Here is a 15,827-nt window from a genome sequence, read left to right as displayed (position 1 = left end):
GCCGGGCGCTGTTCCGGCCGTCTCGCGGAAGCCGACCGCGTCACGGGAGGACGACGATCCTGCCGCGGGGGAGGTGGGGGTCGGTGCCCTCCTGGAGCCGGTGGGATCGGGCGGCCTCGGTGAGCGGCAGCCGCGTCCCGATCCTGGAGACCAGGGTGCCGCGAGCCAGAAGGTGGTTGATCGCCGTGGCCGCCGCGGCGAGTTCGGGAACGGTGGCGTTGCTGATCACGAAGCCGCGCAGGCTGGCGTCGCGCGTGTAGAGCTGCCCGACCGGTAGCACGGGGGCGGCGGCGAGACCGGCCATGATGATCATCCGGCCGCCGAGGGCGAGCAGGGGGACGGTCTGCTCCAGGTGGTGCCGGCCGGAGTTGTCCCAGAACACGTTCACCCCGTCAGGGGCGAGTTTGGCGATCTCGGCGTACATGTCCGGGTCGCTGTAGTCGACGACCTCGTCGGCGCCGCACCGTCGGCACCAGTCGACGTCGTCCTCGCGCGCTGTCGCGATGACCCGCGCGCCCGCCGCCGCGGCGAGTTGGACGGTGGCCGTGCCGACCCCGCCGCCCGCGCCGGTCACGACGACCGTCTCCCCGACCTGCAGGCCGGCCTGCTTGAACAGGCCGAGGTGTGCGGTGGCAGCGGTGTGCAGGGAGGCGACCGCGTTCTCCGGGTTCACGCCGCCGGGCAGGTGGTACAGCCGGTCGGCGGGCACGGCGGCGTACTCGGAGAAGGATCCCTGACGGCCGTCGAGCCCCAGGCTGTTGCTCCACACCAGGTCGCCGGGGGCGAACCCCGGCGCCTCCGTGACCACGCTCCCCACCAGGTCGCGGCCGATGACGAACGGGTAGGGCAGGCGGGTGCGGTAGGCGCCGGAGCGGACGAAGGTGTCGACGTGGTTGACGGCGAGTGCCAGCACCTTCACCAGGACCTCCGACGAGCCGGGCTCGGGCACCGGTAGCCGGCCGACCCGTATCTCGTCCGCAGGACCGGGCCGCGTGATGTACGCCGCGGTCATGGTCTCCTGGTCGCTCATCGTTCCTCGTCCAGATCGCCGAGGTAGATACGCGCCCACGCCTGCCTGAGGTCGTCCTCCGCGGCGTCGCCGAAGGTGTAGGCGGGGGACAGGATCGGCAGCACCCGCTCCACGCGCACCAGGATCACGCGATGGGCGGGGTAGCCGGGACCGTTCAGGTCGAGCAGCCATTGGTGCAGCCACTCGTAGACGGGATCGCCCGGCTCGCGGAACTCCGCCGTGCCCTTGAACCGGTAGCCCCGTCTGCGGAAGAAGTCGATCGAGTTGATCTCGATACGCGGGTCGCGTTCGAGGTTGGCGACCGTGTTCGGGGACGCGATGTCCATGAAGGCGATGTGCTCGTCGTCGTATACCCGCATCGACCCCTTGGGCGAGAGGTTGGGCGAGCCGTCGGGGCACACGGTGGCCACGAAGGACAGCCGGGCGCTGTCCACGATCAGGCGCATGTCGTCGTCGATCGTCTTCATCGTCTCTCCTTCGGCAGGGCTGAGCTTCAGCCTTGAGGGAGGAGATCAAGGTCTCGTGCTGACGCGTGCGCGCGGACCCGCGGCGCCGTGCCGTACGCGATCTCGCGGCATCGCGGGCGCGAGCCGGGCCGCGGCCCCGATCTCGCCGTCACACGCCTGCCGACCAGCGTACATGGGGAGACCACGTACACCGGAAAGGGGTGGTGGCCCATCCCCGCCCACGAGGCGCGGGCGTGACGGACCGAGGCGCTCGCCCGGCGATCAAGCAAAATGGCTGTTTATCGTCAGGTTGACGATAAAAATCCGCCCATACTAGCCTGATCTCCGTGGCACACCTGCGCATCGCCCTGGCACAGACCAACCCCGTCGTCGGCGACCTGGCGGCCAACTCCGCCAAGCTGCTGGACTGGACGCGCCAGGCCGCCGCCGGCGGCGCGCACCTGGTCCTGTTCACCGAGATGTTCCTGACCGGCTATCCCGTGGAGGATTTGGTCCTCCGCTCATCCTTCGTCGACGCCTCGATCGCCGCGCTGGAGCAGGCGGCGGCCCGGCTGGCCGAGGAGGGGCTCGGCGAGCTGCCCGTGCTCGTCGGCTTCATGGACCGGGCCGACCTCGCGCCGCGTGTCGGCCGGCCCAAGGGCGCACCGCTGGACGGCGCCGCCCTGCTCCACCAGGGCAGGATCGTCACCCGTACGGCCAAGCACCACCTGCAGAACTACGGGGTCTTCGACGAGTACCGCTACTTCGTCCGCGGCGACCGGCTGCCCGTCTTCAGGCTGCACGGCGTCGACGTGGCCGTCGCGGTCTGCGAGGACCTGTGGCAGGAGGGCGGGCCCGTGGCGGTGGTCGGCCAGGCGGGCGCCGGGCTGCTGGTCGCGCCGAACGCCTCGCCGTACGAGCGGGGGAAGGACGACGTCCGGCTGGAGCTCCTGGCCCGGCGGGCGCGGGAAGCGGGCTGCGCGCTGGCCTACGTCAACCAGGTGGGCGGGCAGGACGAGCTGGTCTTCGACGGCGACTCGATCGTGGTCGGGGCCGACGGCGAGCTCGTCGCGCGGGCGGGGCAGTTCCGCGAGGAACTGCTGCTGGTGGACCTGGACCTGCCGGTGGCCGACCGGGAGCCGGGCAGGACGGCCTACGACGCGGGCGACGGGACGACGATCACCGTGGACCGGTTCGTGCTCTCCAGCGAGCCCGTGACGATCGACTCGCCCGTCGCGCCCTCGGTCGCGCCGCGGCTGGACGACATGGCCGAGGTCTATGCGGCGCTGGTGCTGGGCGTGCGGGACTACGTGGCCAAGAACGGCTTCACGTCGGTCATCCTGGCCCTGTCGGGAGGCATCGACTCGGCCCTGACCGCCACCATCGCCTCCGACGCCATCGGCCCCGACCGGGTCCACGTCGTGATGATGCCCTCGCGCTACTCCTCCGAGCACTCCGTCGCCGACGCCGAGGAGCTGGTGCGCCGCCAGGGCGTCAACGCGCGCCTGGTGCCGATCGACGGCGTCGTCACCGGCTTCGAGAAGGAGATCGAGCTCACCGGCCCGGCGGCCGAGAACCTCCAGGCCCGGGTGCGCGGCATGGTGCTGATGGGTCTGTCCAACGAGCACGGGCACCTGGTGCTCACCACAGGGAACAAGAGCGAGCTGGCCACCGGCTACTCCACCCTCTACGGCGACTCGGCGGGCGGCTTCGCGCCGATCAAGGACGTGCCCAAGACCATGGTCTGGGAGCTGTCGCGCTGGCGTAACGCCCACACCGACGGCTGGTTCCGCATGGACGTCGCCCGGCCCATCCCGGAGAACTCCATCACCAAGGAGCCCAGCGCCGAGCTCAGCCCCGACCAGTACGACACCGACTCGCTGCCGCCGTACGAGGTGCTGGACCGGCTGCTGGACGACTACGTCGAGAAGGACCTGGGCTCGGCCGAGCTGATCGCCGCCGGTCACGACCCCGACCTGGTGGCGCGCGTCATCAGGCTGGTGGACCTGGCCGAGTACAAGCGGCGCCAGCACCCGCCCGGCCCCAAGATCACCCCGAGGAACTTCGGCAGGGACCGCCGCCTGCCCGTCACCAACCGCTGGCGCGAGACACCTGGCTAGGCGCGCCAGAGCGCGGCGAGCCGCCGGGTGGCCAGCCATGACGGTACGGCGCGCAGCGACGCGTCGCGGAGCCACGCGGCGACGCCGGTCTGTGAGGTCAGCCGCGACTGCCGGGACGCCGCCCGCATCATGCGGTTGGCGCTGGGCCGCCGCTCGGCGTCGTAGCGCAGGAGCCGCTGGGCGACGTCCGCCGGCTCGGCGCCGGCCAGGTGGCGGGTCAGCGCGGCCGCGTCTTCGAAGGCCTGGCCGGCGCCCTGGCCGAGGTCGGGCGGCATGGCGTGCGCGGCGTCGCCGAGGAGCGCGATCCTGCCGGCCGTGAACGAGGGCAGGGGTTCGGCCAGACCGGTGATCGGGTCGACGAAGATGTCGGCGGGCGGGGTGGCTTCGATCAGTTCCGTGACGAGAGGGTGCCAGTCGGCCATCAGGGACAGCATCTGCCGGCGAGCCTCGTCCGCGCCGGGCGGCGTGCCGTGCAGGACGGAGTCGGTGAACCAGTACAGGCGGTTCTCGCCGACGGGGAACAGGCCGAACATCGCCCCGCTGCGGCGGTCGACCAGCTGGCTGGCGAGCAGGTCCGTCACCAGGCCGGCAGGCCTGGGCAGCATGCCGCGCAGGTCCATCCGGCCTGTCCGCCGCAGCCCTGGATGGCAGGGGAAGAGCTGTCCGCGCAGCCTGCTGCCGATGCCGTCGGCCGCGATCACGGCGTCCGCTCTCGCGACGGGGCCGCCGCCGCTGATCACGGTGACCCCGGTGGAGTCGGGCTCCAGGCGCTGGACGGGGGTCGCGGTTCGCACCAGGTCGGCGGGCAGCGGGGCGCGTAGCACCCGGTGCAGCTCCGCCCGGTCGATGATGGCGGGCGTCCCGACCTCCTGCCGCGCCTGGACCGCATCGGTGACCAGCAGCGGCCGTCCGCGCCAGTCCCGCAGCCCCGCGCGGACGGCACGCATAACATGCCCGCGAACGTCCTCGGCCAGGCCCAGCGCGTCCAGCGCGCGGAGCCCGTTGGGCATGACCACGATCCCGGTGCCCGCCTCCCTGAGCTCGGCGCCCCGTTCGAAGAGCGTCACCTCGTGCCCCAGGCGGTGCAGGCCCACCGCGATCCGGCTGCTGGCGTCGTCGGGCGTGCATGGGCTGACCCACCGCGCGGTGGAGAAGGAGGCGGACCTTCCGCCGGGAACGGCCTCGAACTACTTCCGCAGCAGGGAAGCGCTGCTGGTGGCCGCAGCGGAGCGCATCGCCGAGCTGCATCACGCCGACACCGACCGGGCCACCGAGCGGCCCGCCACGCTGGTCGACCTGCTGACGGAATCGCTGCTCACCGCGGCGACCACGCTGCGTGACCGCTATCTGGCGATCTTCGAGCTGCAGCTGGAGGCGGCGCGCAGGCCGGCGCTGGCCGCGGCGCTCGCGGGCCTGCGGGACACGGCGTCGCAGCTGACGGCCGGGCACCACGACAAGCTCGGCCTCGCCATCCCGCGAGAGAAGATCCCCGCGCTGATCGCGCTCTACGGGGGTGCGCTGTTCACCCTGGTCACCGCGCCGCCAGGAAGCGTCAGCAGGGACGTCGTCCAGGGCGTGGTCCAGGTCATGGTGTACGGCAGCGCCGGGGTGCCGTTGCCGCCGGCCGTCCCCAGGGGTTGACCTGCGGTATCGAGCATTCATAGAGAAATCGATATCGGACGCTTCCCGATATCGCTATTAGACATCATCTGATCACGTCTGCTTGGCTCCTTGTCTCTGACAGACGGCAGCAAGGAACCTGACATGCGACACCTCCGCCCCCTCTCGAGGGCCTTGGCGATCTCTCTCCTGTTCGGTGGCGCTCTCGGCGGGAGTACGGCCTCGGCCGCGACAGCCGTCGCGGCGCCGGCAGCGGCTCCCGGAGTGGCCCAGGTCAAGGTTCCCGGAGAGGCCCAGGTCAAGAAGGACCTGCGCGAGTTGGAGGCGTCCTTCAAGGGCCGCATCGGCGCGTATGCCATGGACACGGCCACCGGAAAGACGGTGACGTACCGGGCGGGCGAGCGCTTCCCCCTGCTGTCCACCTTCAAGGCGCCTCTCTGCGCGGCCGTCCTGCACAAGGCGCGCACCTCCGAGCCCGGCCTGATGAGCAAGCTCGTCACGTGGACGGCCGCCGACATGACGCCCAACTCTCCGGTCACCGAGAAGCACGTCAAGGACGGCCTGACCGTCGCCAAGTTGTGCGAGGCGGCCGTCACCCAGAGCGACGGCACCGCGTCCAACCTGCTGCTCAAGCAGATCGGCGGACCCGCGGGCCTGACGAGGTACTTCCGTACGTTGAAGGACCCGATCTCCCGGATGGACCGCTGGCACCCCGAACTCAACGACTGGACCCGCAAGGAGAAGCGCGACACCACCACGCCCGCCGCCATCGGCCGCGACCTGCAGGTACTCGCGACGGGGAACGCGCTGGACGCCAAGGACAGGGAGCAGCTGAACGCCTGGCTGCTCGCGAACAAGACCGGCGCCGAGCGCATCCGGGCGGGCCTGCCCAAGACCTGGACGATCGGTGACAGGACCGGCACCAACTCCGACGGGTTCGGCGGCGGGAACGACATCGCTGTCATCTGGCCAGGGAAGGGCGCCGCTCCGATCATCATGGCGATCTACACCACCCGCACTCCAGGCCTCGCCACGGACAACGCGGCCATCGCGAAGACCGCCACCATCCTGGCTCGCGGGCTCGGCAAGCTCTGACGTCCGGCTCGCGGAGTACGTCCAATTCGCGGAGTACGTCCAGCCGCCGCGGACCGCGAGACGCCCGACCGAGCTGCCGCGCGCTCTGGCGGCCCGCGCGCCACTTGTGGGCGAAGAATGTAGCGTCCAACCATGGTGCGCCGTACGGCGGCGGCTGAGAGGCTTGCGGCATGTGCGCGGACATCGTCGGCCGCCAGGCAGAGCTCCAGGCGGCTGCGAGTTTCCTTGATTCGCTGGAGGCGCGGCCCGCAGCGTTGCTGCTGGAGGGCGAAGCGGGCATCGGGAAGACGACGCTCTGGCTGGCGACCGCGGAGCAGGCACGTCGGCGGGGCTTCTGTGTCCTGGCCGCCGCGCCGGCGGCCGCCGAGGCGCAGCTGTCGTACACGTCGTTGGCCGACCTGCTCTCGGGCGTCGAAGGCTCGGTATTCGAGGCCTTGCCGGAGCCGCAGCGTCGTGCGATCGATGTCGTCCTGCTGCGGGGCGGAACCGGCGGGGCGCCCACCGATCGTCGCGCGACCGGCGCGGCGTTGCTCTCTGTCGTCGAGCGGCTGGCGGTCGAGGTCCCGGTACTGCTGGCGATCGACGACCTGCAATGGGTGGACCGCTCCAGCGCCGGCGCCATCGAGTTCGCTGTCAGGCGGCTGAGCTCGCGGGTCGGTGTGCTCACGACGCTACGGACAGAGGAGCGTGGTGATCCCGGGCCATCACTTCGGCTGCTGGATCCTCATGCCACTCACCGTTTACGGGTGGGGCCGTTGAGCCTTGGCGCCCTGCACGGGGTGCTCCGCGAACGGACCGGTCGCTCGTTTCCCCGGCCGATGATGGTCCGTATCCAGCAGGTGTCCGGCGGCAATCCGTTCTACGCGGTGGAGCTGGCCCGGGACATCGGGCTCGGCGGCGCGGCCGACGTGACATCACCGTTGCCGAGCACGCTGGCTCAGCTTGTGCAGGCGCGGATCAAGGGCTCCGCGAACGTGCAGCAGGTGCTGCTCGCGGCTGCGGCGCTTGCCGAGCCAACGGTCGAGCTCGTTCAACTCGCCGTGCGTTCCGATCCCGCCGAGGTCGACCGTCTGCTCGGCGAAGCAGAAGGCGCCGGCCTCATCCGGATCGACGGCCACCGGGTCCGGTTCACGCATCCGCTGCTCCGCACGGGCGTCTACGCGGTCGCGCCACCGTCAGGCAGGCGCGCCATGCATCGCCGGCTAGCCATGATCGTGGCAGATCCGGAGGAACGCGCCCGCCACCTGGCGCTCGCCGCCGTACGTGCCGACGCGGATACCGTGGCGGCGCTCGACAGGGCGGCTGTTCGAGCGCGCTCCCGGGGCGCGCCCGCAGCCGCCGCGGAACTCCTCGACCTGGCGGTCGGGCTCGGCGCTGACGCGCCTGAGCGCCGCATTCGCTCGGCTCAGCACCACTTCGACGCCGGTGACCCGATGAGGGCTCGCGCGATGCTGGAGAAGGTGGTCGATGCGCTCGGTCCTGGACAGACCCGCGCCGAGGCGCTCCTCCTGCTGGCGACGGTGCGTCTTCATGACGACAGCTACCGAGAGGCGGCAGGCTACCTGGAGCAGGCGCTTGTCGAAGCGGACGGGAACCCGCGGCTCCGGGCGCCGATCCTGATCGAGTTACTCTTCGTGCTGGTCAACCTCGGCCGCATCCCCGACGCCCTGCGCATCGTCGACGACACCGTGGCCGACGCCGAGCGGCTGGAGGATTCCGACCTGTTGGCCAAGGCCCTCGCGTCCTCCGTCATGATCCGTTTCCTGAGCGGTCATGGACTGGACGAGCCCACGCTACAGCGCGCCCTTGCCCTGGAGAATCCCGACATTCCGGGCCCGGTGATGCTGCGTCCGACCTTGATCAGCAGCCTGCTGCTCGCCTGGACGGGACGGCTGGACGAGGCCAGGGACGGCCTGCTCGCCTTGCGGCGGCGTTGCCTCGAGCGGGGTGAGGAGAGTGACTTGATGTTCACGGCCTTTCACACCGTGATCGTCGAGTGCTGGCGCGGCGACCTCGCCGATGCGCGTTCGATCGCCGAGGACACTCTGGAACGGGCGTGGCAGCTGGGCACCGACTTCCCCCTCGCGATCGCGCTGTCGGCCCAGGCGAACGTCGCCGCGTATGCCGGTCAGCCCGATCAGGCGCGCCAGGCCGCCCTTCAGGCGCTGGCGATCTTCGAGCGGGGCAGCTGCCTGGCGGTGACCGTCTGGCCGATGGTGACCCTGGGGTTTCTGGACGTGTCGTTGGCCGACCATGCGGCCGCGGCCGCGACGTTGGGTCCGTTGGCCGAGGCCGCGACGGTCATGGGGTACGGAGAACCGACGGCCGCACCGTTCGCCCCCGACACCGTGGAGGCGTTCGTCGGGGTGGGGCGGCTGGAAGAGGCAGCCGCGCTGGTGGATCGGCTGGAGGCCAACGGCCGCAGGCTGGATCGCGCCTGGGCGCTGGCGCTCGGCGCACGCTGTCGAAGCCTTCTGCTGGCCGCACAGGGAGACCTGGACGCCGCGCTCGCAGCCGCCGAACTGGCCCTGGCCGAACATGAGCGGCTGCCGATGCCGTTCGAACTGGCCCGCACACAGCTGGTGCTGGGGCAGATCCAGCGCAGGCGGCGTCAGAAGCGTGCCGCCGCCGAAGCCTTGCGGGCCGCTGTCCGGGTCTTCGACGAACTCGGCACCTCCCTGTGGGCCGCACGCGCCAGGGCCGAACTCGAGCGGGTCACCACGAGTCCGTCAGGCGGCGCGGAGCTCACTCCGTCGGAACGAAGGGTGGCCGAGTTGGCGGCGAGCGGAATGACGAACCGCCAGGTCGCCACGGCCATGTTCATCAGCCCGAAGACGGTCGAGGCCAACCTCGCCCGCGTCTATCACAAGCTGGGCATCGGCTCGCGCGCCGAGCTCGGGCAGCGCATGGCCGAGCTGAACACATAGGGAAACACCTGATTTCCCCGGCGAAGGCGCGAACTACGTTCAGCCCATGCCGCATCGAGCACCGCCGAGCCTGACGCGCTACCTCGTGGAGTGGTACCGCCCGGGTCTGACCGACGAACTGCTGAAGGAAACCGCGCACAGGATCGGCAGCTGCGCGGGAGAGCTGTCGGCCGAGGGACGTACGGTCGATCTTCTCCTGACGCTCTTCGTGCCCGAGGACGAGGTCGCCTTCTGCTTGTTCGCGGCCGGCTCACCGGCCTCAGTCGCACAGGTATGCCGGCAGGCGGAGATTCCGGTCCACCGCCTCGTCGAGGCGATCGAGAGCGCGACGACCGGGAGATGCGCCGAGGGCGGCGACGTGGTGGATCCGCTCAACGAGCCCCATCCGAAGGGGAGAACAACATGAGAACCGCTTACAAGATCTTGGCCATCGTCGTCGCGGCCCAGGTCGTCATCCAGTCGATGGCGATGGTCTTCGCCGTCGCAGGGCAAGGCAAATGGGTCATGGAGGGCGGCGTGCTCGACGCGGCGGTCATAGAAAGCCGCGCGTTCGTCTTCCCCGAAGTTCTCGGCTACGCGATCCACGGCATGGTCGGGACGATGATCATCCCGCTGACCGCGTTGATTCTGCTGATCTGCTCCTTCTTCACGAAGATCCCTGGAGCGGTGAAGTGGGCGGCCCTGGTCCTGCTGCTCGTCGTGGCGCAGGTCGCCCTGGGCGTCCTCGGCCACGACATCCCTGTCCTGGGCGCCTTGCACGGCCTCAACGCCCTGCTGCTGTTCAGCGCGGCGATCCACGCCGCGCGCCTGGCTCGCAACGCGGGCGCGAGCCAGGCGGTGGATCCAGAGGCGCGTCTCGCGCCGCGGACCTGACGGGCACACCCAGGTGCGTCGGAACCGCCGGGGCAGCCGCGTCAGCATTGCGTGCGGCGCGACCGTCGTCGTCCTCGGGCCGCTGATCTGGCTCTGGCAGGCCAGCCTGCTTCCGGGGACGTACTCCGCGATGGACATGGGGTACGCGGACTACGGCGGCGGCCCGGCCGTCAGCGCGATGACGCATGGCGGGCACGGTCAGCACGCGACGGCTCAGCGCGGCGTCAACGCGCTGACCGCCGACCCGCGACGCACGGCCGACGTCGCCGTCACGCTGACTGCCCGTAAGGAAGCGTTCCGGTTGGCCTCAGGCCGAGTCGTCGACGGGTACACCCTGAACGGCCGGTCGCCCGGCCCGGACATCCGCGCCACCGCGGGACAGCTGGTGCAGGTACGGCTGGTCAACGAGTCGGTGCCTGAGGGCGTCACGCTGCACTGGCACGGCGTCGATGTGCCCAACGCCGAGGACGGGGTCGCGGGTGTCACCCAGGACGCGGTCGGTGTCGGCGAGGAGCACACCTACCGGTTCGTCGCGGACCAGGCCGGCACCTTCTGGTACCACTCCCACCAGGTGTCCCACGAGCAGGTCCGCGGCGGCCTGCTCGGTGCCGTGGTGGTGACCCCCGCGGAGCAGGCTGCCGAGGTCGTCGACATGGCGGCCCTGGTGCACCTGTACGGCGGAGCCCGCACCGTCAACGGCCGCGAGGACGACGTACAGGTCGAGGTTCCGCCCGGGAAACGGGCGCGTGTGCGGGTCATCAACACCGACAACGCCCCGATGTCCGCATGGGTCGCCGGTGCACCGTTCCGGCTCGTCGCCGTCGACGGCACGGATCTGAACGGGCCCACCCCGGTCCACGACACAGGGGTGCTGGTCACGGCAGGCGGCCGTGCCGACATCGAGGTGATCATGCCGGAGGACGATTCGCCGGTTCGGGTCCATCTCGGCGGTCCGTCGGCCGTCGTGCTCGGTTCGACGTCGTACGACGCACCCCCGGTCCGGCGGCCCACCACGACGCTGGACCTGCTCTCGTACGGCACGAAGGCGCCTCTGGGATTCGCCCAGGACAGGCCCGATCGACGATTCGAGTACGCCATCGGGCGCCGGCCGGGGTTTCTCGACGGGCACCCAGGGCTGTGGTGGACCGTCAACGGCCACCTCTTCCCCGACGTGCCGATGTTCGTCGTCTCCGAGGGCGACGTGGTACGGATGCGCATCTCGAATCACAGCGGAGAGGTGCATCCGATGCACCTTCACGGCCACCACGCGGTGGTACTCGGCCGCAACGGGGTGAGCAGCGTCGGGAGTCCCTGGTGGGTGGACTCGCTCGACGTCGGCGACGGTGAGTCGTACGACATCGCCTTCGTCGCGGACAATCCCGGCATCTGGCTGGACCACTGCCACAACCTGCCGCATGCGTCCGAAGGGCTCATCGCCCACCTGATGTACGAGGGAGTGACCACGCCGTTCGTCCTGGGCGGGACGGCGGGAAACGAGCCGGAGTGACTCGCCCGCGTCGACCGCGATCCGGGCATCCGCTGCCGTGCCGAACTCGGCCGGCGGCCGGCCGAGGTGAGCACATAGGGAAACACCCGATTTCCCGGGAGGGTCGTCGATCTAGCGTCAGGCCGTACGGAACGGACTGTGCACGTGGCGTTCAGATGGTGGCTCGGGTCACGCGCGGCCACCGGCACCGCGACTGAGGGGTGGAGTTGATGAACGACATCATGGCGAGGAAGACGGGTGCCTGGGCACTCCTTCTCGCTGGGTTCACCGGCGCGGCCTCGGGGGTGTTCCTCGCCTTCGTACCGCCTGCCGTGGCCGACGACCGGTTCAGTTTCCCGCTCAGCGCAAGCGGGTTCACCGCGATCCAGTCGTTCTTCTTCCTCCACCACCTGGCCATCGCCTGGGGCCTGATGGTGGTGTGGCGATCCGGGTTCGCCGGCCGCGGCGTACCGGCCCTGATCGGGGGGATCGGCAGCGTGGTGTCGATGGTGCTGCTGGCCGTACAGGAACTGGTCGCCATCTCGGTCGCGCACGCCGCCTACCCTTCGCCGGCCACGGACATCGTGGACAGCATCTACGGAGTGCTGTCCCTGCTCAACGGTGCCGCTCTCATCGTGCTCGGCATCGCCGTGGTCAGGGCGCGGCAGTGGGTCGGCTGGCGACGCTACATCCCGTTGATCCTGGGCGTCTATGTGATCGTCCCTCTCACACCGGCGATCTTCGGGCCGTTCGTCGTGGCCCGGCTGACGATCGGGGTGTGGATGCTGATCTTCGCCGCTCTCGGATTCGCCCTCGCGCGCACCGACGCCATCCCGGCGAACGCCCGTATGGAACGGCTGTGACCGGCCCGGCGTCCGGGACGGCCGATAGCCGTCCACGCTCCGGGCTCGTCCTGGTCACCGCCGGCACCATCTGCGGCATCGCCTGGGCGGCCGGCTTCCGCTCCTACATGTCCGAGCTCGCCGGAACCTCCTCCCAGATCGACTGGGCCGGTACGTTCGCTGCCATCCTCCTCCCCGGCGCCGTCACCGGCGGGCTGCTCGGCTGGGCCGAACACCTGCGGCGGACCGGGGGCCGGTCCCGGTGGAGGTGGCTCGCCCTTGCCCCGCTCGCCCTCGCCATCGTGCCGATGCTCATGCCGGGCGCCCTGGTCCAGTTCCTCACGCGGGGTCTGGGTGGTGGGGCGGTCGCCGTGGCCGCCATCGCGCTCGGCGGCGGATATGCGGTGTCCGGTCGCGGGCCACGCTGGGCCCGGCTCGTCACCGGCGTCGCCGGCGCGGCCCTCCTCGCGGCCCTGACGCTGGCCACGCCCATGATCGGCGGCGTGCGGCTCGCACTCAGCGAACCGCGAGGCGCGTGGGTCGCAGTGCTCGTCGCCTCGTTCGTCGTCGTGCTGGGGCTCGCCAGCGCGATTCCCCACCTTCCGGTGGTCGGGCCGTCGACGGACGACCGTACGCCGCGTGCCTGAGGACAACGAGCTCAGGGCGCCTTCCCGGTCAGTCGCGGGCGGCGCCCTCTTGGGCGGTGGACAACCGTTCGGCCAGGATCCGGGCGCGGGCGAGCTGGACCTTGCGTGCCTGGCCAGCGGCGAACCCGGCCAGCACCCACGGGGCCGTCAGGTCGAGCCGGTCGCTCACCCGTGTGCCGGTGCCGTCTGGCTCGAGGTCGAAGCGGTAGGCCATGTGAACGCGTCCCGGGCTCCGCACCTCGCCGTAGACGGACAGGCCGTCGGTGTGGAGGGCCACGTCGATCGGGTTGTCGTGCGTGAAGATCCAGAGGAACCGGAAGCGCTCGACGGCCGTGTACCGGATCACGCCGGGCTCCGCGCGGTCCACATCGCTGACGGCGACCACGAGAGGGGACAGTCCGATGTAGCTCTCCGGAGTCGTGAGGTGCTCGAACACCTTCTCCGGAGCGGCGTCCACGTGGAATGCGTGGGTCAGCACGCTGTTCGACACCCGGCCTCCCGTACTTGCGCGTTCTGTCGCGGAATTGTCGCAAGATTCCTTGGGGCTGGGAAGCGGGTGCGGTGCGGGCCTGGTTGAGGCCGGGTCTCGCCAGCTGGAATGATCACAGCGGTCCCTGTCACCCTTTCAGCACCGCAGGAGCACTCGTGTTAAAGCGTCGTGGTTTGACCCTGTCCGCAGCCCTTACCGCGCTCCTGGTGTGCGTCGCCGTTCCCGGCACGGCAGCGGGAACGGCGACGGATGATCCGACCGACCCGGGGCCGGTCTACAAGACGGTGACGGACAAGAACGGGCTCCTGTCATTGCAGACCAACGGGCGTCCGGACGGGCGGGACATGGTCTTCCGGATCTCGGGATCCGTCTACGCCAACATCGAGGGCAACGCTCACGACCCGCAGCTGCGCCACGGCCAGAAGCTGTTCAACCTCGAGGGCTACAACATCAGGCGGCTGTACCGGGTACCCGGTACCACGCAGCTCTACCAGCTCTCCCGCGAGATCGTCTTCTACACCGACCCCGCCGACCCCACGAAGATCCTGCGGGAATGGAAGAACCCGATCGATCTCAAGACCTACCCCGTCGTCCCCATCAACAACGACGCGGTGAACTTCGGCCCGTTCAACGTCACCCCCTCCTACGTCGGCCCGCCCATGCGGAAGATGCACGACGAGACCGTGTGGACCAGCGACATCCCGGTTCGCACGGACTTCAAGACCTCGTTGGGCGAGCAGTTCGGCCTGGTGAACGGCGTCTACGCGGCCCAGGAGATGTTCGACTTCTACGTCGACGACCGCGAGGTGGCGGTCCGCACGATCGCGGGCACCGTCCCCAAGGGCGCGATGAAGACCAAGATCAGCTGGTCCAGGACGAGCCCGTGGGCGCCGTTCATGTGCCTGCCGGAGACCGACGTCCGCGGGCAGCTCACCTACCACGCCCGCAGCTGGTCGCTGCCGTCCTACCTGGACATCGAGCCGTGGCTGCGGGCGGAGATCGACGCCGCCCACCCGCTCTACAAGGCCGCCCCCACCGAGCCCGGCCCGAGCGAGAACTCCTGGACCTCCTTCTACAACAAGCAGCTGGGCAAGGGCGCCACCACGTGGACCGGCTGGTGCGCCGCCAATGGAAAGGCATGATGACCGCAGGTGACGATCACGCCTGCCGGATCGCGGGGATCGACCCGTGAACGGCAGGCGTTCGCGGCGCACCGCCGCCGCATCGCCGGCATGCTTCACGTCTGCGCCGTGAGGAGGGCATCGGCGAGCTCGGTGCGGGCGTAGAGCACCGAGCGGCCCGCCCGGTGGGTGCTGGTCAGGCCGGCGGCTCGCAGCGCGGTCAGGTGTTGGGACACGCCCGCCGCCGAAAGGCCCGACCTGTGGGCGAGTTCGGTGGTCGAGGCTGGGGAGTCCAGCTCGGCCAGGATCAGCGCCCTGGATCGGCCGATCACGGCGGCGAGGGCGTCCATGTGCGCATGTGTCCGGCGCTCCCACAACGTGCCGATCCCGCGCGCCGGGTAGGCCAGCTGGGGTGGTTCCGACGCGGCGGTCCGGGTCAGCACCCGCGGCCAGGCGAAGACCGACGGCACCAGGAGCAGCCCGGCTCCTGTCTCGATCCTGGTGATGGCGCAGTGCCGCTGCGCCAGGTGGAGGCTGCCGTCGACCCACCGCACCGTGTGGTGCAGCTCGTCGAGCGCCTGGGCCGTACTGTGCTCGGCCACCTGGCGCCCCCGGTAGAAGACGTCCGACTCGAGCACCGAGCGGATCCTGCCCCAGTAAGGCGCTATCGCGAGCCGCCAGTAGACATCGATCTCCGCGACGATTCGCGGCAGGTAGGTCTCAGGTGTCCGGTGAAGGCTCCGCAGCCGGGAGGACAACCGGCCTTCGCGCTCGGCGGCCAGCACGTCGAGGTCCCGCCGTACCTGATCAGGAGCGGTGGCCTCGATGGCGGCCAGCTCGCCGGCGAGGCCGGGGGACGCGGACGTCGGCGCCGGGTTGAGGAAGTCGGGGAGGTGGCCGGCGGGCGGAATCATGTCGGCCAGCCAACCGCGATCGAGACCCGCGGCCGCGAGCCTCGGACGCACCTGGTCGGCCCAGCCGAGGTGCAGGTCCGGTACCGCGGCGGCGGCCAGCGCTCTGAAGCTGGTGACGACCTCCCACATGGGCGAGACGGCGAACCGGGTCTCGGCCAGATCGTTCACCGAAAAGGTCAGCCGCGCCTTCATGTCGCCTCCACTGCTTCCACATTC

General features: G+C 70.4%; 15 protein-coding genes. 10 read left to right on the top strand and 5 right to left on the bottom strand.

Translation table 11 applies throughout. The features are described from left to right. Positions 1–40: 40 nt before the first annotated feature. Both AC3EO4_RS48320 and AC3EO4_RS48315 read right to left on the bottom strand, forming a co-directional pair. Positions 41–1,030 (bottom strand): NADPH:quinone reductase, encoded by a 990-nt coding sequence (locus tag AC3EO4_RS48320; protein ID WP_431902786.1) that lies wholly within the window; start codon positions 1,028–1,030, stop codon positions 41–43. Further along, on the bottom strand, positions 1,027–1,497 hold the full coding sequence (locus AC3EO4_RS48315) for a pyridoxamine 5'-phosphate oxidase family protein (RefSeq protein WP_379570206.1): 471 nt from the start codon (positions 1,495–1,497) through the stop codon (positions 1,027–1,029). Before AC3EO4_RS48315 ends, AC3EO4_RS48320 begins: the two co-directional genes overlap by 4 nt. Before the next feature lie 326 nt (positions 1,498–1,823). Here AC3EO4_RS48315 and AC3EO4_RS48310 point away from each other — a divergent pair, with 326 nt between their 5' ends. Continuing rightward, positions 1,824–3,596, top strand: a complete 1,773-nt coding sequence (locus AC3EO4_RS48310; protein WP_431902784.1) for an NAD+ synthase — start codon at positions 1,824–1,826, stop codon at positions 3,594–3,596. On the opposite strand, the gene AC3EO4_RS48305 is transcribed toward AC3EO4_RS48310, so the two are convergent. Continuing rightward, the gene (locus AC3EO4_RS48305) at positions 3,593–4,690 is read right to left on the bottom strand and encodes an FAD-dependent monooxygenase (RefSeq protein WP_431902782.1); all 1,098 of its coding nucleotides are present in this window, start codon (positions 4,688–4,690) and stop codon (positions 3,593–3,595) included. The genes AC3EO4_RS48310 and AC3EO4_RS48305 overlap by 4 nt on opposite strands. On the opposite strand from AC3EO4_RS48305, the gene AC3EO4_RS48300 reads away from it, so the two are divergent. The 8 genes from AC3EO4_RS48300 to AC3EO4_RS48265 all read left to right on the top strand — a co-directional run bounded on the left by AC3EO4_RS48300 (position 4,620) and on the right by AC3EO4_RS48265 (position 13,086). Beyond that, entirely contained in the window at positions 4,620–5,237 is a 618-nt protein-coding gene (locus tag AC3EO4_RS48300; protein ID WP_431902781.1) for a TetR/AcrR family transcriptional regulator, read from the top strand. The genes AC3EO4_RS48305 and AC3EO4_RS48300 overlap by 71 nt on opposite strands. A gap of 123 nt (positions 5,238–5,360) precedes the next feature. Next, positions 5,361–6,311, top strand: a complete 951-nt coding sequence (gene bla / locus AC3EO4_RS48295) for a class A beta-lactamase (RefSeq protein ID WP_431902779.1) — start codon at positions 5,361–5,363, stop codon at positions 6,309–6,311. A 170-nt stretch (positions 6,312–6,481) separates the two neighbouring features. Further along, positions 6,482–9,238, top strand: a complete 2,757-nt coding sequence (locus AC3EO4_RS48290) for a helix-turn-helix transcriptional regulator (RefSeq protein ID WP_431902777.1) — start codon at positions 6,482–6,484, stop codon at positions 9,236–9,238. A 46-nt stretch (positions 9,239–9,284) separates the two neighbouring features. Beyond that, entirely contained in the window at positions 9,285–9,644 is a 360-nt protein-coding gene (locus tag AC3EO4_RS48285) for a hypothetical protein (RefSeq protein WP_379570194.1), read from the top strand. Further along, positions 9,641–10,111 carry a hypothetical protein gene (locus AC3EO4_RS48280; RefSeq protein WP_379570192.1) on the top strand — a complete coding sequence of 157 codons (471 nt, stop codon included), beginning with the start codon at positions 9,641–9,643 and terminating at the stop codon, positions 10,109–10,111. The genes AC3EO4_RS48285 and AC3EO4_RS48280 overlap by 4 nt, the downstream gene beginning before the upstream one ends. A gap of 13 nt (positions 10,112–10,124) precedes the next feature. Then, a complete protein-coding gene (locus AC3EO4_RS48275; protein ID WP_431902774.1) occupies positions 10,125–11,618 on the top strand; it encodes a multicopper oxidase family protein in 1,494 nt (497 codons plus the stop codon). Positions 11,619–11,827: 209 nt separating this feature from the next. Further along, positions 11,828–12,460, top strand: a complete 633-nt coding sequence (locus AC3EO4_RS48270; RefSeq protein ID WP_379570188.1) for a hypothetical protein — start codon at positions 11,828–11,830, stop codon at positions 12,458–12,460. Beyond that, the gene (locus AC3EO4_RS48265; RefSeq protein WP_379570186.1) at positions 12,457–13,086 is read left to right on the top strand and encodes a hypothetical protein; all 630 of its coding nucleotides are present in this window, start codon (positions 12,457–12,459) and stop codon (positions 13,084–13,086) included. The genes AC3EO4_RS48270 and AC3EO4_RS48265 overlap by 4 nt, the downstream gene beginning before the upstream one ends. A 28-nt stretch (positions 13,087–13,114) precedes the next feature. Here the strand turns inward: AC3EO4_RS48265 and AC3EO4_RS48260 are convergent, their stop codons facing one another. Continuing rightward, positions 13,115–13,576, bottom strand: a complete 462-nt coding sequence (locus AC3EO4_RS48260; protein ID WP_431902772.1) for an SRPBCC family protein — start codon at positions 13,574–13,576, stop codon at positions 13,115–13,117. Between the two features lie 173 nt (positions 13,577–13,749). Between AC3EO4_RS48260 and AC3EO4_RS48255 the strand changes: the two genes are divergently transcribed. Continuing rightward, positions 13,750–14,718, top strand: a complete 969-nt coding sequence (locus AC3EO4_RS48255; RefSeq protein WP_379570182.1) for a DUF1838 family protein — start codon at positions 13,750–13,752, stop codon at positions 14,716–14,718. Between the two features lie 95 nt (positions 14,719–14,813). On the opposite strand, the gene AC3EO4_RS48250 is transcribed toward AC3EO4_RS48255, so the two are convergent. After that, on the bottom strand, positions 14,814–15,803 hold the full coding sequence (locus tag AC3EO4_RS48250) for an ArsR/SmtB family transcription factor (RefSeq protein ID WP_431902770.1): 990 nt from the start codon (positions 15,801–15,803) through the stop codon (positions 14,814–14,816). Positions 15,804–15,827 lie beyond the last annotated feature (24 nt).

It is taken from the genome of Nonomuraea sp. bgisy101 (assembly GCF_057708945.1).
This window is presented reverse-complemented; position numbering and strand designations above follow the sequence as displayed.